This window comes from Methanomethylovorans sp., assembly GCF_041447285.1.
GTDB lineage: Archaea > Halobacteriota > Methanosarcinia > Methanosarcinales > Methanosarcinaceae > Methanomethylovorans.
Genome location: NZ_JBGMEB010000023.1, coordinates 57,748 through 80,010, shown reverse-complemented (window position 1 = coordinate 80,010; position 22,263 = coordinate 57,748). Strand labels below are relative to the sequence as shown.

The 22,263-nt window shown below is 39.8% G+C and carries 26 protein-coding genes and 1 tRNA gene; 11 read left to right on the top strand and 16 right to left on the bottom strand.

Annotated elements, in window-relative coordinates; genetic code table 11:
• The first annotated feature begins 361 nt into the window (after positions 1-361).
• Together ACC612_RS13095 and ACC612_RS13090 are read left to right on the top strand one after the other, a co-directional pair.
• Positions 362-1,288, top strand: coding sequence for a hypothetical protein (locus tag ACC612_RS13095; RefSeq protein WP_371855022.1), 927 nt, complete (start codon positions 362-364; stop codon positions 1,286-1,288).
• A gap of 281 nt (positions 1,289-1,569) precedes the next feature.
• Complete coding sequence (locus ACC612_RS13090; protein WP_371855021.1) at positions 1,570-2,529, top strand: tyrosine-type recombinase/integrase; 960 nt, start codon at positions 1,570-1,572, stop codon at positions 2,527-2,529.
• 593 nt (positions 2,530-3,122) lie between these two features.
• Here the strand turns inward: ACC612_RS13090 and ACC612_RS13085 are convergent.
• From ACC612_RS13085 to ACC612_RS13060, 6 genes are all read right to left on the bottom strand, one after another.
• Complete coding sequence (locus ACC612_RS13085) at positions 3,123-3,299, bottom strand: hypothetical protein (protein WP_371855020.1); 177 nt, start codon at positions 3,297-3,299, stop codon at positions 3,123-3,125.
• A gap of 90 nt (positions 3,300-3,389) precedes the next feature.
• Positions 3,390-3,461: transfer RNA gene (locus tag ACC612_RS13080), tRNA-Thr, on the bottom strand.
• Between the two features lie 42 nt (positions 3,462-3,503).
• Complete coding sequence (locus ACC612_RS13075) at positions 3,504-4,502, bottom strand: class I SAM-dependent methyltransferase family protein (RefSeq protein ID WP_371855019.1); 999 nt, start codon at positions 4,500-4,502, stop codon at positions 3,504-3,506.
• Positions 4,499-5,122: a LysE family transporter gene (locus ACC612_RS13070; RefSeq protein ID WP_371855018.1), complete on the bottom strand. Its 624-nt coding sequence runs from the start codon at positions 5,120-5,122 to the stop codon at positions 4,499-4,501. Before ACC612_RS13070 ends, ACC612_RS13075 begins: the two co-directional genes overlap by 4 nt.
• Positions 5,123-5,195: 73 nt before the next feature.
• Complete coding sequence (locus ACC612_RS13065) at positions 5,196-6,209, bottom strand: transcription initiation factor IIB (protein WP_371855017.1); 1,014 nt, start codon at positions 6,207-6,209, stop codon at positions 5,196-5,198.
• A gap of 90 nt (positions 6,210-6,299) precedes the next feature.
• Positions 6,300-6,551, bottom strand: a complete 252-nt coding sequence (locus ACC612_RS13060; protein WP_371855024.1) for an H/ACA ribonucleoprotein complex subunit GAR1 — start codon at positions 6,549-6,551, stop codon at positions 6,300-6,302.
• 304 nt (positions 6,552-6,855) lie between these two features.
• On the opposite strand from ACC612_RS13060, the gene ACC612_RS13055 reads away from it, so the two are divergent.
• Complete coding sequence (locus tag ACC612_RS13055) at positions 6,856-7,146, top strand: DUF1059 domain-containing protein (RefSeq protein WP_371855016.1); 291 nt, start codon at positions 6,856-6,858, stop codon at positions 7,144-7,146.
• A gap of 86 nt (positions 7,147-7,232) precedes the next feature.
• Here the strand turns inward: ACC612_RS13055 and ACC612_RS13050 are convergent, their stop codons facing one another.
• Entirely contained in the window at positions 7,233-8,051 is an 819-nt protein-coding gene (locus tag ACC612_RS13050; protein ID WP_371855015.1) for an AAA family ATPase, read from the bottom strand.
• Between the two features lie 214 nt (positions 8,052-8,265).
• On the opposite strand from ACC612_RS13050, the gene ACC612_RS13045 reads away from it, so the two are divergent.
• Positions 8,266-8,505, top strand: a complete 240-nt coding sequence (locus ACC612_RS13045; protein ID WP_371855014.1) for a DUF3795 domain-containing protein — start codon at positions 8,266-8,268, stop codon at positions 8,503-8,505.
• A 24-nt stretch (positions 8,506-8,529) separates the two neighbouring features.
• Here ACC612_RS13045 and ACC612_RS13040 read toward each other — a convergent pair whose 3' ends face one another.
• Positions 8,530-9,000 carry a DUF5788 family protein gene (locus tag ACC612_RS13040; protein ID WP_371855013.1) on the bottom strand — a complete coding sequence of 157 codons (471 nt, stop codon included), beginning with the start codon at positions 8,998-9,000 and terminating at the stop codon, positions 8,530-8,532.
• Between the two features lie 134 nt (positions 9,001-9,134).
• Positions 9,135-10,373, bottom strand: coding sequence for a M1 family aminopeptidase (locus ACC612_RS13035; protein ID WP_371855012.1), 1,239 nt, complete (start codon positions 10,371-10,373; stop codon positions 9,135-9,137).
• 294 nt (positions 10,374-10,667) lie between these two features.
• Here ACC612_RS13035 and ACC612_RS13030 point away from each other — a divergent pair, with 294 nt between their 5' ends.
• Positions 10,668-11,969 (top strand): phenylacetate--CoA ligase family protein, encoded by a 1,302-nt coding sequence (locus ACC612_RS13030; protein WP_371855011.1) that lies wholly within the window; start codon positions 10,668-10,670, stop codon positions 11,967-11,969.
• Between the two features lie 55 nt (positions 11,970-12,024).
• Positions 12,025-12,873, top strand: coding sequence for a methanogenesis marker 8 protein (locus ACC612_RS13025; protein WP_371855010.1), 849 nt, complete (start codon positions 12,025-12,027; stop codon positions 12,871-12,873).
• Positions 12,874-12,954: 81 nt separating this feature from the next.
• Here ACC612_RS13025 and ACC612_RS13020 read toward each other — a convergent pair whose 3' ends face one another.
• Positions 12,955-13,374, bottom strand: a complete 420-nt coding sequence (locus ACC612_RS13020; RefSeq protein WP_371855009.1) for a PaaI family thioesterase — start codon at positions 13,372-13,374, stop codon at positions 12,955-12,957.
• 215 nt (positions 13,375-13,589) lie between these two features.
• Here ACC612_RS13020 and ACC612_RS13015 point away from each other — a divergent pair, with 215 nt between their 5' ends.
• The 5 genes from ACC612_RS13015 (at position 13,590) to ACC612_RS12995 (ending at position 15,402) form a co-directional block, all read left to right on the top strand.
• A complete protein-coding gene (locus ACC612_RS13015) occupies positions 13,590-13,757 on the top strand; it encodes a hypothetical protein (protein WP_371855008.1) in 168 nt (55 codons plus the stop codon).
• Positions 13,758-13,960: 203 nt separating this feature from the next.
• Positions 13,961-14,338, top strand: a complete 378-nt coding sequence (locus ACC612_RS13010) for a hypothetical protein (RefSeq protein WP_371855007.1) — start codon at positions 13,961-13,963, stop codon at positions 14,336-14,338.
• Between the two features lie 48 nt (positions 14,339-14,386).
• Entirely contained in the window at positions 14,387-14,758 is a 372-nt protein-coding gene (locus ACC612_RS13005) for a Mov34/MPN/PAD-1 family protein (protein WP_371855023.1), read from the top strand.
• Positions 14,759-14,926: 168 nt separating this feature from the next.
• Complete coding sequence (locus ACC612_RS13000; RefSeq protein ID WP_371855005.1) at positions 14,927-15,094, top strand: hypothetical protein; 168 nt, start codon at positions 14,927-14,929, stop codon at positions 15,092-15,094.
• Positions 15,095-15,132: 38 nt separating this feature from the next.
• Positions 15,133-15,402 carry a CxxC-x17-CxxC domain-containing protein gene (locus ACC612_RS12995; RefSeq protein ID WP_371855004.1) on the top strand — a complete coding sequence of 90 codons (270 nt, stop codon included), beginning with the start codon at positions 15,133-15,135 and terminating at the stop codon, positions 15,400-15,402.
• A gap of 92 nt (positions 15,403-15,494) precedes the next feature.
• Here the strand turns inward: ACC612_RS12995 and ACC612_RS12990 are convergent, their stop codons facing one another.
• From ACC612_RS12990 to ACC612_RS12965, 6 genes are all read right to left on the bottom strand, one after another.
• Positions 15,495-15,779, bottom strand: a complete 285-nt coding sequence (locus tag ACC612_RS12990) for a SemiSWEET transporter (protein ID WP_371855003.1) — start codon at positions 15,777-15,779, stop codon at positions 15,495-15,497.
• A 135-nt stretch (positions 15,780-15,914) separates the two neighbouring features.
• Complete coding sequence (locus ACC612_RS12985) at positions 15,915-19,364, bottom strand: nitric oxide reductase activation protein NorD (RefSeq protein ID WP_371855002.1); 3,450 nt, start codon at positions 19,362-19,364, stop codon at positions 15,915-15,917.
• A gap of 3 nt (positions 19,365-19,367) precedes the next feature.
• Positions 19,368-20,198 carry a CbbQ/NirQ/NorQ/GpvN family protein gene (locus tag ACC612_RS12980; RefSeq protein ID WP_371855001.1) on the bottom strand — a complete coding sequence of 277 codons (831 nt, stop codon included), beginning with the start codon at positions 20,196-20,198 and terminating at the stop codon, positions 19,368-19,370.
• A 167-nt stretch (positions 20,199-20,365) separates the two neighbouring features.
• Positions 20,366-20,797 carry a hypothetical protein gene (locus ACC612_RS12975; protein WP_371855000.1) on the bottom strand — a complete coding sequence of 144 codons (432 nt, stop codon included), beginning with the start codon at positions 20,795-20,797 and terminating at the stop codon, positions 20,366-20,368.
• Positions 20,784-21,242 (bottom strand): hypothetical protein, encoded by a 459-nt coding sequence (locus ACC612_RS12970; RefSeq protein WP_371854998.1) that lies wholly within the window; start codon positions 21,240-21,242, stop codon positions 20,784-20,786. The genes ACC612_RS12975 and ACC612_RS12970 overlap by 14 nt, the downstream gene beginning before the upstream one ends.
• 2 nt (positions 21,243-21,244) lie before the next feature.
• Positions 21,245-21,973, bottom strand: a complete 729-nt coding sequence (locus tag ACC612_RS12965; protein ID WP_371854997.1) for a hypothetical protein — start codon at positions 21,971-21,973, stop codon at positions 21,245-21,247.
• Positions 21,974-22,263 lie beyond the last annotated feature (290 nt).

The window sequence follows — 22,263 nt, the reverse complement described above, 5'->3', positions numbered from 1 at the left end:
TTAGAGTAAAATGAAAATTAACCCTGTTCTGTGATGTACATTTGAAGGGGGAATATGGATTGATACTAAGATAGAGAAAATAAGTTATATTAATCCTAGAAATGATTTCTATTTTCAAAGGCCCCTAAAACTAATTGTAATATGTTGATTAAGAAACATATTTAAAGAGGAAATAAAATGAAAAATAGACTAAGTATTTATGGAGTGTTGGGGGTGTTTCTACTAATGAGGTTAGTAGCATCAACAACACCTAGTACCCCGAACGTATCCGAATCAGTCAAAAGCTATATACAAAATGTTAGTGTTGACAGACTGCCTTCATATACACTACATTAATCGCTTAAATGGAGGTTGATGATAAGTGAGAAACAAAACAATTAAGGGAATTACGCTAGTTACAATATTTTTCATGATATTTTGTCTGCTACTTGCACCAGCTCAAGCTGCACATGAATTAAAAGCAACGACAGAAAATATCAATGCTCTATCTAATACTCCCAGCAGTGCATGGAAGAATAATTTGTTGACATGGGAATATGCACAAAAACTCAATCTAGGGTACCAACTAATAAAAGTACCAATGGGGACTTTCAATGCAGCAAAGGTAGGTTCTGGTGAATGTGTTGATTTTGTAAGAGCTATAAGTGGTTCTGATGGTATGACTTACACGGCCACCAATCATTGGATTCGAGGAAGAACTGCATCAGCCGTTACCCGTGGTACAGCGATTGCTACATTCAATAGTGCAAATAAGCATTATTCTGGTCACACAGCTATAAAAGATTCTTCTGCATCAGTATATGACCAAAATTACGTTCGTAGCGGACTTGTTGGGAAACACAGCATGTCTATGTCTAGTTATTATGCAGTTGAAGTACCTGACACTTATATAGCTGCACAGTTTGCATATACCGGTTGGAAAACAGGATTGATGGAACCAAAGATAGTAACAGACGGCTATAAAAATCAGCTAGAAACCTTCCGGCTTCACTCTGATGTTTATAATATCAGATATGAGGCTCATGTAGCTTATAAGGGATGGATGGGTGAAGTTGGAGAAGACCAGGATGCAGGTACTGTAAAAGAAAGCAAAGCAATAGAAGCTTTCAGAATACGCCTTGTAGGTGCACCCACTGGCACTAATGTGTACTATCGAGCATATTACAATGGGGCATGGGGTCCTTGGGTTTCAAATTGGGCACAAGCTGGAACTACAGGAGCTGGAATCCCATTGAAAGGAATGCAAGTGTACATTGGACAAGGCTCACCCAGTGGTGTATACAATTAACTCATATGCTATGGGGAAAAGTGGGTTGATAATATGAAAATAGTAAGTGTCAAGGGATTCAAAGCCAATTTACAAGAGCATCTGAAGTCAAAAAGGAGTGGAGTGTAAAAAAACAGATGAAGAGATTGCATTCCTCTTCATCATTTTATATCTATGTGTACTTTTTGGGAAGAACGAATTTAAGGTTTATATGTGGCTGAATCAAAAAGAGGGGATTTCAACCACGTGATTTACAGCCCCCGGAGTGTCCTTAAATACTATGTCACCCGATAGCGATTATTATGACAAAGGCAAACATCTATAGCATCAATGTTGATGAAAGCATTGAGAAACTCAAGAGTTCTTCTATCTCAGGAAGAAACAAAGAGTTAATTCTCAGCTTTGTAGATGAATGCTTCATTGAAGGCATCGGGGACCATCGAATAATAAAATACGTGTCTGTACTTAAGTGCATTGCTCAAAGTATGAATAAAGATTTTGATAAGATCGATATTCCTGCACTGAAGCGATACGTCATAACATTGGAGCGTTCGGATAAGAGTGAATGGACTAAGCACGACTACAAGATAGCCATCTGTAAATTTTATAGATGGTTATATAGCGAGAATAATCCTGTACTGATTTCATGGATAAAAACGTCAGTTAAAATTAAAGATTTAAAGTTACCTGAAGATATGCTCACAGAGCATGAAGTTCTACTACTCATTAACAATGCATCAAATAGACGGGATAGAGCTATAATCGCTATGCTGTGGGACTTAGGAGCAAGAATTGGAGAGATATTGACACTGAGAGTTAAGGACCTGACATTTGATGATATCGGTCTAATAATCCATTTAACCGGTAAGACCGGCCCAAGAAGAGTAAGAGCATGTTGGAGTGTCAAATACATTGAAGAATGGCTTGTGGATCATCCTGAAAATCATAATCCATTAGTTCCACTGTTCTTTAAATTTAACTATAAACGTAAGCAGTTAGACTTTCTGAAGTACTATGCATTCAGAAACACTTTATCTAAGATCACCGCAAAGTCAGGAATAAATAAACGGATACATCCTCACATTTTCCGGCACTCAAGATGTACTTTTATGGCTAATCACTTAACGGAAGCACAAATGAATAATTATTTCGGATGGTCAAGGTCTTCCACTATGTCTTCTGTCTATATCCATCTCAGCGGTAGGGATGTAGATGCAGCAATACTTAGAGCAAATGGTATGACTATAGACATTAGAGGATAGCGATTATCATTAAATTCACACTAAAGAACACACAACATGTGTTCTTTTAATTATGGGTGTGTTCGATGATTTAACCTTTAGATGTTTTCGAATATAAAAATTAATATATAAACAAGTCAGTATCAAAAGTATAGTGACTCACTAATAGCGATTATCATTAAAATCAATAGCGAGCCGTTTAAGTTACGTAGTAACATTATCGGCGAGTTAGAAATCTCTTGTTCCTTCGCTTCCTTCGGTTCCTTCATTCAGCTAATCTCTGGTTCCCGCAAGCACGCCCGATCAGCTAACCAATGTTTCTTCAGCTAATCGGCCAATCCGAAGGAATCAATAGCCCCCCTCGGTTTACTTTTAGACGAAAATTTTCTAATGGTAGACCAGATAACAACTGCCTAAAAACTACGCTCTACTACCTCCGTTTTAAAAAAGAAGGTCTATAAGTCCTTTGTTTAAAAGGGTGGGCCCAAATAATATATATGCATAATGTCACCTGATACTGATTCTTGATTTTTTAAAATTATAACTCCATTCGGCCCATACCTTTCTATTAAAAATTAAAAATCTCTCAACCTGGAGCTTCTACGTAGACAGAGTTACTTATGTGTAACCAAATAATGACCTGCCATAAGCATGAGGGCAAATATTGATCCATTGATAAATAATGTGTATAGCGACGGCTCTTGCTCAGTTCCAAGTGCATCAAATGCCATCACGAAGGATAAAAAATATCCTACAAGAGCCCATAGAAATCTTGCACCATTAAATGCCATTAATACCACCTTTTTAGCTACCACTCCAAAAGGGGATTAATGGTTTTGACCGCAAAAGCTTTTAGCTATAAAATCATAGCCATAGATTAGAGCCCCCGGAGGGATTTGAACCCTCGACCTGCTGATTACGAATCAGCCGCTATACCGCTAAGCCACAGAGGCAATTGATTCTTTAAAGATTACATAAGAATTTAATTATTTCGCTCAGCCTGTAATTCTTACTTCGATGCACACATTGAATTGGTGCGGGGAATAGGAGCGCACGATACGGGTGGCAATGGGCTCGATAGCAAAACCGGCTTTAGAAGCAGCAGATTCGATGTGAGCTAAGGATGTGGAGTACAGGTCGGATTCGGGAGTGATGTCGTAGTAATGGATAACAGTTCCGGGCTTTGAAACAACCATAGCTGTATCCAGGAATTCCTGAGCAGTATGGGGTAAGTTCATTATAATGTGGTCTGCAACTCCAATGTACCTCTGTACCTCTTCCTTGGCATCCCCTTCCACTGCCTCCACATTAGTTACAGCATTAAGCTCAATGTTGTGTCTTAAAAATTTTACAGCTTCGGGGTTCTTATCAATGGCCACCACACGGCAGGAAGTACGGTTCTTACCGATAAGGATACTGAAGGGACCAACGCCAGCGAACATATCAACGACAGTTTGACCATCCTTTATCTGTTCCAAGATTCTGGAGCGCTCCGTTCCAAGACGAGGAGTAAAGTATGCCTTTTCCATATCAATTACATACTTGCAGCCATATTCTTTATGCACAGTCTGTGTAGTATTCTCGCCTTTTACAAAAGTGAACCTGCGAGTGCGGAATTCTCCCTCCACAGGCGAAAGTGCTGCCAGCACGGTTCGAATATGAGGCTGAACCTTTAGCAATGCATCAGCAGTTCTTTCCAGATCTGTTTCATCAGATTCCAGAAGGGCTATGTTGCCAATAATCTCATAGCTTGGGGTGCGCCCCAGAATGTTTTCTAGAGTTGCTGGCTTTTCATGCAACTTAAACTCATGTTCTGTGACCTGTATATCCTCTAAAGACAATTCAGCGAGATCCACATCAGAGGTAAGCGGAATGTATATGTATTGCTCATCTGAGCCTATACGCATTGATGTATCCAATACTCCCATTTCCATCAGGACCTTACGGACCTGCTCTCCTTTTTTCTTATTCACTCGAATGCACTGTCGCTTCATGCAAGCACCCCAAAAGCGAACCATGAACCGAACAATATGAGAAACACACCACACGAAAGCAGAACTATTTCATACATTTTAGAAGACATAAGTTCTTTACCTTTACTAAAAGCAGCAGACACAATGCTAAACCAGCTAAGATCTGCCATCCAGTGACCAAACACAAATAGAGCAGCTGCCAGCAGGCTAGTTTCCAGACCTTTAAGCACAAGCGCACTGCCTGCTGCAAGCCACCATATCCAGAAATAAGGATTGGATACGGAAGTTATAAAACCTGCAACCACAGGGTTTGCAGAGATGAGATTTGTTGTATTTCCCATCGATAACGCGCCCCTGCGAGCATCTTTTATGGTAAATATCCCAAAAAGAATGAGGACTGCACCTCCGAGAACTGAAATAGCCGAAATTTCGTTTTTACCTAAGAGAGCGGTGATTCCAAGAACTATCAGGATGCATAGCACTAGTTCCAGTAGTGCGTGGCCTAGAACTACCTTAGGTCCGCAGATCCAGCCTTTTTTCATAGAACCGTCTATAGTAGCGAATAACATCGGCCCGGGTACAAGCGCACCCGATAAGCCAACTGCAAAACCAATGGTAAGCATCTCTATAAGTTCGATCATCGTCCACTTTGCCTATGTGCTGTGAGCACAAAAGAGAAAGAAAGGTAAAAACCTTTCCTCGGACAGTGTGGCCTTAAAGAATGATCTCTATATCCAGTTCTTCGGCCAGTTCCTTATACCTGTTACGGATAGTAACTTCGGTTACACCTGCCACATCTGCAACTTCTCTCTGCGTTCTTCTTTCACCGCAGAGAATAGATGCGATATAGATGGCAGCTGCTGCGACTCCGGTAGGCCCGCGACCGCTGGTAAGTTCTTTCTCGGAAGCCTGGCGCAGGATTTCCACACCTTTGGACTGTACCTCACCTTTAAGGTTAAGGCCTGAGCAGAACCTTGGTACATAATCAATGGGTGAGGTAGGCATGAGTTTAAGGGACAGTTCCCTGGAAATGAACCTGTATGTTCTGCCTATTTCTTTTCTGCTTACCCTCGAAACCTCTCCGATCTCATCCAGAGTCCTTGGCACGCTGCACTGGCGGCATGCAGCATAGAGAGCTGCAGCGGCAACACCTTCAATACTTCTTCCACGAATCAGATTCTTATCAACTGCCTTCCTATAAACAACAGCAGCTGTCTCACGCACCGTTCTGGGAAGACCGAGAGCTGATGCCATTCTGTCAAGTTCTGATAATGCAAAAGCCAGGTTTCTCTCAGTAGCATTGCTTACACGTATTCTACGCTGCCATTTTCTTAACCTGTAGAGCTGGGCCCTGTTCTTGGATGAAATAGATTTACCATATGAATCACGGTTTCTCCAATCGATCATCGTGGAAAGACCTTTGTCATGTATAGTATATGTCATGGGTGCGCCCACACGAGAACGCTTCATTCTCTGGTCGTGATCGAAAGCACGCCACTCTGGCCCTTCGTCCACGAATTCTGCATCCACTACAAGACCACATTCAGAACACACAAGCTCAGCTCTTTCATAATCCTGCACGAGATTACGGCTGCCACATTCAGGACATTGTGCCTTTGTAGGTTCAACTTCTGCATTCTGTTCCTTCTCTTTACGTGCTTTGATCATGGCACGTATTTTTTCCCTTTCGGAAGTGTCTGAATACCGTACCCTTTCAACTTCGACCATTTTACTCACCTTGAAGATACTGCAGACGAACGTGAAATACAATCATTGGACTACTTTTAAAACCCGGCATAAGATTTTTATACTTTTCAATCATTGAACGTATAGGCGCTCATTTAAGTAGTGCCGAGCTTCTATAGTATTGCCTCTCCTGTCAAGCTTTACAGTATAGTATGGATTAGCTACTGGACCGAAATAGTTAGTAACTTTACCGATCCTCTTGACAGTTTTATCCATAACAGAAGAATTAATACGCGGCTTCTCACTTTTAGATGCCTGCTCATCCCCTCGAACAATCAGAACATCATTTCCTAAAGCTTGAAGCACTGTTCCAAGTCTTTTCATATCCCTCATTATCTATATATGTCTTTTCTCTCAGTTGATAGAATGCAACGACATTGTATATAAAGTTTCCGCAATGTTTTAAATGTGGACTTCAGTTCTGCTTACTTGCGAATAGAACCAGATATAAAAAAAGGGCTTTTAAAAAACTGCTGCCTACTCATGAATGTTATAGAACCATTGCCGAAAAAATTCAGTGAATTCTTGAATATAGCGATTATGCTAGTTCTTTATGCTAGTTCTTTATGACTGCTTTATATCCAATCACCTTAATTACATTTTAACCAGGTATGATGGGGTACTTCATATGAAAATGAGAATTGTAAAATGCAGTGATGTTGGTATTGACTGTAATTTCATGGCTCATGGATATGACTTAGACGAAGTTGAAATGTCCATGTGGAACCATATTGAAACAGAACATAAAGACATGCTAAAAAACATGTCAGAAGATGATCGACATCAGCTAAAGCATCGAGTAGGTACTTTTCTTGGACGAAGCTGCGGATGTGGCCACCTTGAAAAACCAGGGGAAGCACATGATAAAAACGCATGCAATGCGTTACACCGCATTCATACTTCCCACAAGAGTCCATAAAAAATAGCAGAAACATAACTATGCAGGTGCATGTAACAAATAAGTTTGTCACCTGCATAATTGCTAATAATCTACTAAACCTCAACTTATACTTTTACAAATCCTTCAGTGACAACATTCATTATGTCCTTTATATCTGCAAGAACCACAGAATCAGGTGACATATCAATTATCAGGCTACCCATCCTGTCTGCCTCTATAACCCTTTCGTCATAACTTACAGGATATATCCCCTCTCCATTAAGACATATCTCACCAGCTACAATGTCAAGCTCTTTTGTATCCCGCACTTTATTTACCACGACAAGCTGATTTCTGATATTCAGGTCATTTGCAAGTTTCAGTACGTGCCGTGCCACTTCCATAGACTTGGGGAACGATTCCGTGATCACAAGATTATGGTCATAGTTCACTGCTAATCCTCTGCCTAATATCTCTGACCCTGCTTGCGAGTCCACTATCACAATATCGTACTGGTCCGACCACAAAGCAAGATAATCAATAAGACGTTTTACAAGGGAAATATATGAACAGATGCATCCGCCGCCACCCTGTGAAATGGTGCCCATAACAACAACTTTTACATCATCCTTTGCAGTAACTTCATACTTTTGCAGAAATGCATCGATATCTATGTTCCAGTCGTGTTGGTGTCCTGTTTCATTTTCATCATATTCATCAGTGTCATATTCCTCATCATAAAGCTGTTCTTTGATCTCTTGCTTATCTTCAGCAAGAGTCCGGATCATTGAAAAAGGAACACCCAATGACATGGCCAGATTCATACTAGGGTCAGTATCTATAACAAGGACACGAAAACCTTGCATTGCAAGAAGACGGGATAAAGTGGCGACAATGGTTGTCTTGCCAGCTCCCCCTTTGCCAGTAGCTATGATCTTTCTCATTTCTGCAGCTCTCCATTTCTAAGTTACAAGTTCATAATCGGTAATATGGTCAAAGATAGTTTCATAATACTTATCCTCTACGCCTTTTGAGAAATCCTTGTATTACAGCAACACATCACACGTTTAAGAAATTGATTAATACTTTGATAGGATGTGCATATTAATAAGTATTAAATGAATTGATAATCCAACGATTATAGGCGAGAACTTTCATATGAGAATAGGAGTATGCGGTATCGCCTGCGAGAAGTGCCCTCAGATGACAAAAGGACAATGTCCCAATGGAGAGACAGGGTGTATTCCCAGAAAAAATGAATTCTGTAAAATTGCAAGCTGTGCTTTTGAAAAAGGTATCAGATTGTGTTTTGAATGTGATGAGTTTCCATGCGAGTTAACAAGATCAGGACCTATCAGTTATGGATACTGTGAATATATTTCTGGAAAAGGATTCTGAGAATAGACAGAAAATTTGATTAAATCAAAGTTTTCCGACATCCTTTAAAAAATCCAGCCATTTACGTATCTCTTCGGTCCGCTGGGTCGAAAATATCTCATGAAATTGTTTTTCATGATCTTTAGAGATTCCATCTTCTATTTCTCTGAGATCCATTATTGCACGCAACAACCCTGCAGTTTCATCAAACAGTTTTTTTGCCTCTTCACGAGTCATTTCCTTAGTTTGAAGCGCAAGTTCATCCACCCTCTCTTTTTCTTTAAGCACGGCAATGTATCTTTCAATCTGGTTTTTTTCATCATCAGATATTGATTCTTTATTAATAAGGTCCCATACCAGATCATGTAGTTTGCATTTCTTGCCATTTACCTCAACAAAAGAGGGTATCCTCTCCCCCACCCAAAATAAGCGAGCGTGCAATTCTGCAAGAAGCTGATTTCTTTCTCTTTCTGTTATCAGCAGATTACTGTCCCCTTTGTCCATACTGAAATCCATGATCATTCCCTAACATATAAGATGAATTAATGGGATATTACCTTAAGCAGTGAAATGTCTAAAAAGGAGTAAATAAAAAATTGTACTCTTGAGATAAATACCGATACCAGACCCAATCCTAATACCTCAAGATCTTATAAAAATTCTTCAATATACTCAATATCCTTGTCTGATGATTCCTCCATAGAATTAATGAAGGTTTCTTCATCGACATTACACCCACTTTCGCTTAGACATTTCCAGCCATCCTGCATTGCCTCAGGACCTATGTCTTCGTAAACTGTATAAATTGTAGTAAATGCTTTACTGTAACCGAACTGGATGAATTCCCCATTATCTTCATTGAAGTTATCGTCAATATCCCATTCTGAAAGATTTAGATCGTATTTTCTTTCCAGTTTTTGGTATGTTTGTAAAGTTTTGTCTTTCCTTTTTTCGGCAATATCTGGTTTTGTCTTTTCCAACACAAGGTATGTATACAAATCAGCGTGACCCTCATCCATCCATATGTGCGAGTAATGACACTCCCGCGTCCAATAATGGGAAAGTTCGTGTATCAGTATGGCATCGCTGGAAGTATGAAGGAGATATATACCTTTGCTTCCCTGGTTAAAGCCACCATAACCCTGAGTATCTTCCACACTAGCCTGTGTGATGGAAATATTGTACCTAGGCATATATGGAAATCCAGTGACGTTCTCAAGCAAGATGAGACTTTGTATAGTCGTATTAAGAGTATGCATACCCCATGCATCTTCTCCTTCCCAATACCTAACGGTTATTCCTACTTTTCTTTCACTAAGCTGTACAGTGCCCTTTATCTCCTGCATATCCGTATGATTCACACAAGTTACTTGGCATGGACTTTTCCATGTAACACCTTTTGGAAAAACAAATTCAACGAACTCTCCTTGCTCAAGAATATGATAATCTTTTCTTTCAATATCTGTTTCATAGTATTGAGGAGTTCTTAATACGACCTGTGTCCTGTTACCGGATTCAATTATGTCAAATACTGCGGTGTTGCTATTACGTGGAAGATCGTATTCTATAGAAAACACATCAGATTGACCATACCATACTCTTTTACCAAGGTTGAAAGTATAATACCCTTCAGGATTTAGAGACCATTTAAGAGCTTCACCACTTTGTTGATCATATGCACAGATATTTTTGGCGTTTAAAGGTAAGAAATAATTAAAATCTGAATAGTAACCTCTCCAGAAACGGGTGTTTTCATCGCCGTTTTCAAATGTGATCTGCCTTAGCACATGTATATTAGTTCCATCAGGTGAAACCTCATATGTAACATTGATATCAGTATTCGTCTGGTCCCAGCCACAGGAAACTGGATAGACATATACTATGGACAATACTATCAAAAATAGAAAGATAGACCTAACTAACCGTTTTTCGTGCAAGTGCATATTATCCCGTTTTTATTATATTATGTACGTGCACAAACATGTAAGTATTATGGCATAAAAAACGAAACTTTGTACATACTTTGAAACGCTATGTACATAGTTGGAAAACTAAAACGAGGAAGATTTTATATCATAAGTACTTCTACTGCACATTATTTTTCTGATCACATCAATCGAGAATTATAGCAAATAATATAAGTCTGAAAACCTATGAGGAATGCACATTTAGGAGATAGATACATGAAATACTGGCAGCCAAAATATGAGACCATGGGTCATGAAGAACTCAAGGAATTACAGCTCACTAGATTAAAAAAGACAGTGGCTGCAGCTTATAACAATGTTCCTTTTTATGCACATAAATTCAAAGAAGCTGGCATAACTCCAAATGATATTAAAACTTTGGATGACGTGAGACGTCTGCCTTTTACCCGTAAGACTGACTTGCGGGACAACTATCCATTTGGCCTTTTTGCGGTTCCTAAAAGCGAGATCGTGCGTATCCATGCTTCATCCGGTACAAGCGGGAAACCAACTGTTGTAGGATACACCAAAAACGATCTGGAAAACTGGTCTGATCTCATGGCACGCAATCTGACCATGGTGGGCCTTGGCAAGAATGACGTATTTCAGAATGCAGTAAACTATGGTCTTTTCACCGGGGGACTTGGATACCACTATGGAATAGAGAAGATCGGCGCTATGACAGTTCCCAGTGGTACGGGCAGCACTGCACGCCAGCTTGAAATGATGATGGATTTCGGAGTAACTGCTCTTCATTGCACTCCATCTTATGCCCTTTACCTTGCCGAGACTGCCAGAGAGATGGACATAGTTGATAAATTATCTCTACGCGTAGGATGTTTCGGTGCGGAGCCCTGGTCATCGAACACAAGAAAACAACTTGAGAACATACTTAATATCAAAGCGTATGACTCCTATGGTCTCTCCGAGCTAATGGGTCCGGGTGTGGCATTTGAGTGTGAAGAACAAGATGGATTGCATTTATGGAGTGACCATTTCTTTGTAGAAGTACTTGACCAGGATGGAGAACAGGTCGCTGAAGGGGAAAAAGGCGAGCTGGTGCTGACATCACTTACTAAGGAAGCGCTCCCGATTATCAGATACAGGACAGGTGACATCACAAGGTTACTGGAAAGCGAGTGTTCCTGTGGGCGCACTACTGTACGTATTTCAAGATTATTAGGCAGAGCTGATGACATGCTCATAGTAAGGGGAATCAATGTATTCCCGTCACAAATAGAAGATGTTATAGTGAATATCCCGGAGATCACCGAACATTTCCAGGTTATCCTTGATAGGAACAAAAAGATGCTGGATGAGATCACAGTGAAAGTGGAAATAACGGAAAATGCTTTCACAGGCGAGTTGCGGGATTTGGCTGAATTGCAAAAACACGTGGAAAATGAGCTTCAAAGCGTTCTTAACATACGTACTAATGTAGAACTGGCAGAGAAAGGCTCCATACCCCGTTCAGAAGGCAAGTCAAAGAAGGTCATCGACAGACGCAATGCTCTTTGATGTATTTGCTTTAGACCATGCTTTATACCAATGTAAATGACAGGTAAGGAATCTTATGGCACATGTAATGGAAATTCTGGGAATGACGCGGGTAGTAGTGGAAGATGGTAAAGTCAAAGAAGTAGGCGAACCTCAGCTGGAATGGTGCCCCCTATTCGAAAAAGCCAGAGGTATAAAACAAATTACCTCTGAAGAAGTCAGGAAGAATATGGAATTCCGCATAAGGGATTTTGGCTTATTTACTCCGCATAGGAAACTCGAGATGGATGTTTTTGTAGGTTTTGGTGCTTCAGAAGTAATGATGACAGGTCTTAACAGAGGAATGCTCGATGTCACAGTCACAGTATGTGATGGTGCCGGCACTGTCATAACAGCAAATCCAAAACTGGTGCAGGGGATGGGTGCCAGGATCTCAGGACTTGTTGAAACTGATCCGATTCCTGAGATAGTAAAAGGTATTGAACTAAGAGATGGTACCGTGCTTGACCCTCTGAATGCAACAATTGATCCTGTTGCAGGCGTGGAAAAAGCAGCACAAATGGGTTACAAGAAAATAGCTGTTTCTGTTGTTGATGCTTTGACAGCTTCAAAGCTAAGAGAGCTTGAAAAAGTACAGGATCTGGATCTGTGTATAATAGCCGCCCACACCACAGGCCTGACCAAAGAAAATGCTACAGAACTTATCAAAAACATTGATATTGCTACAGCCTGTGCATCCAAGAACCTGCGGAATGTTATTAGACCAATTGCACAGGTGGGTACGGCTGTACCATTATTCGCGGTGACACAAAAGGGTAAAGAGTTATTACTTGAACGCGCCAAAGAAGTGGATAGCCCCATATTGGTTAATACAATGCCACTTCCTGTGCTTCCTGAAAAGAAGCAGCCTCGGGAATTGAAATGAATTAATGAAAAATAGAAAGAATTCGTGAAAAGATCCCCTCTAAAAATAGCTAGGGATCTACATTTCATTTTATGACTTTACCTATGCCAATAGTTCTTCTATTTTTTCACTTTTTCTGTATGCTGTACCCTGGAAGGTTGCTATAACCTCATTCTCTTCATCTGTTATGGTAACTATGTAAGTTGCCAATTTATATCCTATGGATACCTCTTTGGCTTCCGCGGTCAAATAACCTTCCTTTGCCGCTTTCAGATAAGCTATGGAGCAATTTATTGCCACTGCTATTCTTCCATGGGCATTAGCAGCACTCCCGAAAACCAGATCCGCAAGAGTGAAGATTGCACCACCATGAACAGAACCAAAACCATTAAGGTGTTCCTCAGAAATTAGCATACGAGCTTTTGCATAGCCCGGACTGGCATCGAGTAATTCGATATTGCAATAAGTTGAAAAACGATCTTTTGCCAGTAATTCGAGAAGTGATGAATTTGTTTCTTTCATATTTCTTTGCTCCTTGCGCATTAAGTAATTCTAGATACTAAGGATTATCTAAAAATCTACCGATATCAATTATCACTTAATATTAGGAGCGTAATTTTAGGATCATTATTCAGCAATACTAGAAATATACACGATTAATCGTTATAAATAATAGCCATTATTAATCATGGTAATTTAGGAATGTTTATATATGATACTAGAAGATACTTTAATGATTGACCATGATAGAAGTACACGGACACGAAACAGAATTGGCACAAAAACCCATGATAGAAATACGTGGGCACGAAAAGGAAATAATAGATGGTGCCATAGTACTGATAACAATGACCATAGCATTGTTCATGTATTATTCATATTTATCATACCATGGAGTGTTTTGACGTAGAAGGGAAAACACTGATTATAAGACTGATTGAATAGTAATCCTTCTCTCCTTTCTTTTATTCTGTTATTTTCAGTTGTAGAATTGTATTGGATGACAATTTATAATACATTGCTATATATCTCATGTATTCTATATTATTCACTTGAATATAGATAAGTATTTATAATGGATTATGTGTACCTCTAATCAGGTGGTATGATGAGCGAGCGCACTAAATCTTCCCTTGGAAGTATTCTATGGGAAATTCGTGTCATTATTCTTTTCTATATAATAGGTGACTGGCTAAGCACAGCATATGCTTTGCCTAAAGGCCAGGAAGGTAATATACTTCTTAGTCCACTGATTGCTTTTAGTGGGGTTTATGGCTTATTGGCGCTTAAATTGTTGTTTTTGGCCCTAGTTGTATTTAATATATACATACTTAACAATTGCAGACATGAAATAGCACCTTACCTGAAAGAAGGATTAAAGTCTTCAGTGGCAGCACTTGGCATAGTCCTTACCATAAATAATATACTTGTAGGACTTTATGACTGGAGTTTTCTGGGATCCGTGGTAGCCGCATTGAGTTCATGAGGTATTGACTATCCATATATACATTTAGTCCCTCATTCTTTTCCTATGATAAAAATCAAAGGTATTGCCAGAGATACTCTGAAATTTATTCTGGAGGTAAGCAAATCATCCTATCCAAATGAATTTGCTGGTTTACTCCAGGCAGAAAATGGCATAATCACTGAAGTGCTGTTCTTACCAGGAACAGAATCCGGAGAAACTAGTGCTATGCTTAGGTTGTTCATGATGCCTAATATCTCAACAGTGGGTTCAGTACACAGTCATCCCGGAGGAATGATCAAACCGTCTACAGCAGACCTTCAAATGTTCGGAAAAACCGGACATTACCACATAATCGTCGGATACCCCTATGATCTTCAAAGCTGGAAATGTTTTAATGCTCAAGGCGAAGAAAGAGAGTTACAAGTAATTGAAGAATAAGTTATGATACATCTGAAAGTTATACTTTTCTTCAAGGCAACAAGTTTATATATTAAAAAAGCCAGTATGACAATTGCAGTTAGCTTAGTTGGCGAGTAAAGAAAAGGATAACACCGTTTCTGTTTGCTTCTTTTAGGTTAATTGACTGAATACAGAGAATGAGTTGTATTGATCAAAATTAATTATTCGGTCTCAACTGAAGCTGTTTCTAATGCCTGCTTTATTGCTGTTGCAAAGGATACAGTTATGCCTTCCGCAGTTTGTGGTTTTTGCAAAGGTGGAGATTTTAATCCAATTGACAAGGTCATGCACGAATTCTCAGTCTCAAAGGTTTGAGACAAACTAATACAATAAAACAACAAAGGATATCAGATATGAACAACGATAGAAGAGGCGGAAGTGGCGGATTCAGGTCCGGCGGAAGTGGCGGTTCAAGAGGCGGAAGCGGCGGATACAGGTCCGGCGGAAGCGGCGGTCCAAGAGGCGGAAGCGGCGGATTCAGGCCAAGCGGTCCAAGAGAAATGCACAAGGCAACCTGCGCTGACTGTGGACAGGAAACTGAAGTTCCATTCGTGCCATCCGGTGACAGACCTGTGTACTGCAGGGAATGCTACCAGAAGCACAGACCACCAAAGAGATACTAACTACTCTAATTAATTATTTCTAATTGAAGTGAGTACAGGACCTGTACTTCACTTCACTTTTTAAATCATAATTTTGATTTTGATTGGTTCTATTAATTCATAGCTTCAATAGATAGCTGCTGCCGATTCAATTCCCAGTAATCTTTCTTTAATTTGTACACGAGGAGCATTGAAGCCAAAGCTATAGAAACAGAATTAGCCAGTATCAAAGCCATATCTTTGATCAGCAATCCGTGATATAACCATAGTGTCATACCCGTTGTAGAACACAAAAGCATCAGCAAGGAAATATCTTTTGTGGATTTTGTCTTCAAAGCCTTCAAAAGCTGAGGTGCAAAAGCAAGAGTGGTAAGCGTTCCTGCCAGATAACCGATCATTTAGTACTCCAGTTGAATTTTTAGTTGAGATTTATTATAATAAAGAGTGCATCAAAGTTTAAAAACTAATCTGCTGATTACTACCCAACATAAAATCCAGTTTTAAAATAACTTATCTGCAGTATCGGTCCAATTTCAAGTAGTAAGTCTCTTGTACAATGCAGGAAGCCTTGCAGGCAACACCTGTGCATTATCAATAATTGTATAACCCACATTTGAGAAGATCGTATCAAGATAATTACCAGGATTCTTATCTACAGTAATACAGAAGAAATGTATGTTACGGGCATTTCCTTCCTGAATTGCCACACGTGTATCTTCTTCTGCCAGACGGCCTTCATAAGCCCCTTCACCATGACAGGTATCATAAGGTTCGCCGTCAGAAAGAAGCACTATCATCTTTGTCCTCGCCTGAACCTTTTCCAGTTTCACAATTGAATGTCTGATCACAGGTCCAAGCCGTGTGTTAGCCACTGGTTCCAAAGAGCTGATTCGACGAGCTACTGAATCAGAAAGTTCCTCGTCGAATTCTTTTATGAGGTAATACTCCACGTCATTGCGTGTATGACCTGAAAAAGCATAAATAGCATATTTATCACCAAGGCTTTCCAGCGCCTGGCTCATAATAATAACAGAATCCTTTTCCACATCAATTATGCTCTGCCCTTCATTACTCAACTTTTTAGAAGTGGAAGCGCTCACATCCACAAGGAAAAGAGTAGCTACATCCCTCTCCCTCTTATCCCATCTTACATAAAAACGATCATCAAGATTAGCCCCGCACCTCTTCTGAATTATAGACTCCATGAACGTATCGATGTCTATCTCGGTGCCATCTGTTTGTCCTTTCAGTTTGTGGAAAGATTCGGGCTTCATTGTGCTGAAAATACGTCTGATGAGTGCTATCTCATTACTGTAGCGAATAATAGCATCATCAAAATATTCTCCGGATTCTCCGGCCGGTTCTATTTCTTTCACTACACACCAGCCAGATTTGTAATCATTGATCACAGTATCCCATTCATCATATCTGAAACTGCCAAGAACATTCCAATTATTTGGAATAGCATAGTCTTCATCCTGGAACATTTCATCGGGTTTTTCTTCCTTTTTATCTTCTTGCTTGCTTTCCTGACACTGAGGTACAAACCTTGCAAGCATGTGCTCATACGGATCTGTGGAAGCTGGTTCATCCTCAGTTAAAGCAGAAATACCGATTCCCCTATATTCCAGATTTCTTATTTGCGAATATTCCTGTTTTTCCAGCGGATCAAAAAGCCCCTCAAGCAAAGAGTATATTCTAAAAGTTGCTTCCAAGGAATCAAGGATCGAAGAATGCGGTTGTAAGACCTTACACAGTATGTCTCTGGAAGCACTGACTGCATTTTTCATTTTTTCATCTGTTACAAAAACCGGTTCATTGCCCGTGGAAAGCCAGAGCAAAGCTTCCATGAACTTTCCGAGGTCATTTTCAGGAACAGACCTTGCTTTAAGAAGCTGATCCCGGATATTTTTGAACTTATCCCTCAAACCCCCGTAGGTTGCAAAGATCATGTATTCTATTCTTGCATCTTCTATAACGCCCATAATATCAACTGCAAGCAGATGATTTGGAAATGCAGAGAAAAAGCCTGAAATATCCATGGTTTCTGAAATGTTCGTTTCTGTACCTGTTATATCCTTCAATCCCGTTTTTTCAAAAAGCTGAACTGCTGCTTTTGCAGATATTTCCTTTCTGCTGAACTGCACATGTCCCACTTCATGCATCACACTCAGCTTGTACATATTGAAATTGTCTTCAAGACTCCCGTACTCTTTGATCTTAGGTTCCAGATATATTACATTACCAGCGATAATAGGATTAATAAAATCAATACCTGTAGCCAATGGAAGAACATGCTTTGACCGGATACTGAAGTTCACACCTGAAAGACCCAGAGCATAATACCTAAGGATATTGGCAACCTTTTTCAGGGCTACGCCGCCTTTAAGTTCTTCAACTGTATCCGTGGAACTCTTGGACTTGAGGGAAAAGTAGGGTCTTCCACGGAGAGAATTTTCTTCGAAAATGCTGATACCTTTAAGAGCCCATGCTTCAAGTTCCTTTATATCCAGATCTTCCAGTAAGGATGGTGAAAAAGCAAAGTAATCCACTGCTATCTTTTTATCTTTTTCATATACTTTAAGGCCTGTACCTGCCCATATTCTGATCTCTTCAGGTTCTATTTTTTCGACGACTTCCGGCAGGCTTTCAAAAAAAACACCTGCAAGCAGCCAATCTATCTCCAGAAGCATGTGTGCTGTAGCGAACACTTCTCCATGATAAACCTGAGGTATTTTCTTAAAAGCCACTGCAGAATGCCTGCAATATCCAGAACCAAGATTAGAACTTTGTTCTGCGATCTTTTTTCCTATTGCAAGCCATTCCTTGAAATTTTGATGGTTGAAGAGATCCAGCACATCAGGAGCGTATTTGAAGTAATTTTCCACGCAGGCCGGGTTTACCAAGGCAAGTTCGGCTCCGACATCAAGTATGAATGCTCTTTTTTCACGGTCAGTGTCCTTAATATGATTTTCAAGACCTTTGAAACTATGCTCAATAAATGCCTTTGCAGCCTGCCTGTCTCTGGAAATGAGGGCTGAGCCTTTTTCTGCCCATTGTTCTATTTCATCAATATCCACAGAACCAAGCAATCTGGGACTTCTGTTTACAAAGGACATGGCCACATCTGCGTTAAGCCCTGCAATGATTTCAATAACAGATAACCATTTGCTGAAATCATTGTCATTTAAATTGGCCATGGCAAGAGGAGAACGATTGAACAATGATAAAGTCAGAGGTACACTGAACCTTAAAACAGAACTCAGTGAATTAAGAAGTAAATGCCGTCTTTCAGGTTCTATGGAGACAAAAGTTTCCCTGGAGCTGTTGATGATCTCAACTACAGTCCTCCAATCCTTTTCTCTCATGTTTTCAATAATATCAATGAACTCATGGAATTCTGATCTGGATAGAAGAGATAAAAGATCTGAGAGGTTTTTGAAATAAGCTTCAGAAGCCCTAATATTTGATACTGAGAATTTACTGCCGATAGATACCAATTCTTCCAGATACTCGAAATCAACGGAAACTACTACTTCGGCAGTGGTAGTAAAATATGAAATGGCAAGTCCTTTATCCTTTGATGCGACTGACAATCCCAGTTCAGCCCACGTTTGTAAAATGGACATGCCGCCTTTTTGAAGAATCACACCTGATGCATCAAAGAAACCCTCTATGCAGGAGTTGCTAAGAGATGAGATTTTCTTTAACAACGCATTCCATTCTCGGAATGCATCTTGTGCAAATGTTCGATACACAAAAGAAGCTGCCTTGAGATAGGATAGAATAACCCTGTGACTTTTACCTGACAGCAACCTTCCGGAATTCAATATATAATTTAAGTCTTGTGAAGGAACATCCCTGAGTTGTTCCACTGCAGAGGACAGATCATCGGGACTTAGAGTTGAGAAGTGCGACCTTATAAGGTAAGTCATTGCTTCCCTGGAAAGAGGTGTATTTTCACCTGTTTCTGGTTTTTCCATCGTTTACTCCATGATGGCGGATATTATTTCATCAATGCTTTTTTGCAGGTCAGTGTTATCGGTGATGGGCCTGACCATAGCGATACGGCATGCTTCTTTTGGATCAATGCCGTCTTTTATGAGCTTACCTGCATAGATAAGCAGGCGGGTACTGACTCCTTCTTCAAGGCCGTGTTGTTTGAAGTTCCTTATGCGATGACCTATATCTACGAGATAGTGAGCCATTTTTTCATCTACTCCGCTTTCGTGAGCCACTATCGTCATTTCAAGTTCAGTTGGAGGATAATCGAAATCTAAAGCCACGAATCTCTGGCGTGTGCTCTGCTTAAGGTCTTTTACAACACTCTGGTAACCTGGATTGTAGGAGATGCTTAGCATGAATTCAGAAGGTGCCTTGAGGATCACACCCAGTTTATCTATAGGCATGATACGCCGATCATCGGTAAGGGGATGGATAACAACTATTGTATCCTTACGTGCTTCCACAACTTCGTCAAGATAACATATAGCACCGTGCTTCACAGCTTTTGTAAGAGGGCCATCGCTCCATTCCACAGACTCTCCTTTTATCAAAAACCTGCCCACAAGATCAGTAGCAGTAAGGTCTTCATGACAGGCTACGGTTATCAGAGGACGCTGTAGCTTATAGGCCATGTATTCCATAAAACGTGTCTTTCCGCAGCCTGTCGGCCCTTTAAGGTTGATCGGCAGTTTGTTCCTATAGGCTGACATGAAGATCTCCACTTCATTTCCTACAGGCACATAGTATGGCTCTTTCTTAATGAGATACTCCTCAACAGGCAATTCCTCAGATAAAACGCATTTTGCAACCATAGCACCGACTCCACATTTAATTTGTTATAATACTAATGAATGGAGCATTATTGTTTATAATTAGTGGTACCATCCAGATAAAAAAGGAATCTAAGAACTTAATTGCTATGGAAATAGCAAGCCATATAAAGAAGCTTTTCATTATCTGACAAATCCATTCTTATTCGCTAAAATATGAAACTTGTTTCTTTAATAGGTTCAGGCTGCTCATCCATATATACCACAAGCTTTGCAACGCGTAAAGTTGAGTTGATGGCATCATTTTGTGATATTGGAATCTCTTCAGGGTATATGTAGGTCCCATATTCCAATGTTCCACTGGAATTAACAGTAGTATTGAAAGTGTCTGCAAGTTCTTCACCAAAAAAAGTATTGATTGAAAATTTATGGCTAACAGTATCATTGTTGGTAAGCTTCACAGATATGAAGGAATGATTTCCAAGAAAGCCATCATATAGATCTGTTCTGGTAATTTCATCCATTGGGGATGTTGCACCTGTTGACAGCCCTGAGAATACACCTTGAGCGAATATTATAATTATAGTTGCAAGGACTAGAAGAGATGAAATATAGAATACTCTCATTTTATCGCTTGACATTGAAATAACCTGCCATATTTCGACGTAGGACTAGGTACAAACCACCAGCTAGAAGCAGAGATACGAATGATCCAATTGGAAACTCCGGAGAAGACGAAGAAACGATGAATGTTTTTGAATTATCTGAATTCTGAGCTGTACCGATCTCATGATATTCAACTGTCCAAGTGCCTTCGACTTTAGCTGTAATTGAATCACTGGCAGTTCCATCAATTATTTTTATATTCCTGTGATTGATTTTATCCCCATTCTGAGCTGTCCAAGTGAAACTAATTTTGTCTTGAGTTAATCCTGTTACTGTAATAGTAACATTACTCCCGTATGTCACAATTGATCCAATATTTAGTGTTGCTGTAGCAGTAGACGGTCCAATTGGTGTTGCTCCAGCCACCGGTAAAAACCCAATTAGAATCAGTAATATCAAACCACACGTGAGAAACTTCATTTTCATCCCACCTTTCCAATTATTAAGGCTACCTGTGTAAATACCATGCCAATGAATATCACAAATAAGACAGCCGACAACTTACTGAATCTGATACGCAGATCGCCTATGAACTTGAACGTCTTTTCTGAAAGTGATGGCTCCGTGAGTTCAAGATAAATAAGCAATCCGATCAGAACTATTGAAAAGATCACGCTTACATTGAGAGTTACATCGTTACCGAATGCCTGGTCATAGTATGCCATTGTAGACATGTAACTCATAACAGATGTTGAGAACGATGCAAAGCTTACAAAACTGCTCCAGACCTGGGGTGGGTAGGCAGGCAGCGACATATACTCATCATAGCTCTTTCCATCTACTGTAGACTTTACTACGAAGGTAATCTGCTCTCCCATCTTAAGGGGATTCACATACGTATACTGATACTTTTCATTCGATAAAGGAGATAGTTGCGTTGCACCATCCATCACCAGTTTTCCATTGGCATACAGTTCATAATCAACTAAATTTGCATGAAGTGATGGATTATTTAGATTGAAAGTAACCAATACAGGTTCTCCTTTTACGGGAACTTCAGGGAAAACTGACATCGACACAGGAGCAGCTGCATCGTGTAAACCAACAACCAGACTTGCCATCACCAGCACAGCAAACCATATTACAAGAGTTTTCGAAAAGTATTGTCCGCCTGAAGAGTTTATACGACCACCTACAATAATTTGATACAATATAGTCCTCAACATGACAGTATATGAGAACTTGCGGTTACTAAGGGAGTGAAACTATAATAACATATCTAATTATTTAATGAATTATATTATTATACACTACTTAAACCATTGACATATAATAAGTTAATTAGACCAATCTTAGCTAAATGAAACAATAAGAGATAATCATGAATCAGTTGTTTCAGTATAAGTCCGTGTAAGAGTAACCGCCATGAATCCTATGCATCTTGAAAAATGCGATGAGAAGGATATTAAAAGAAGAACTGTATAAGTAAAAAAGGATGGAA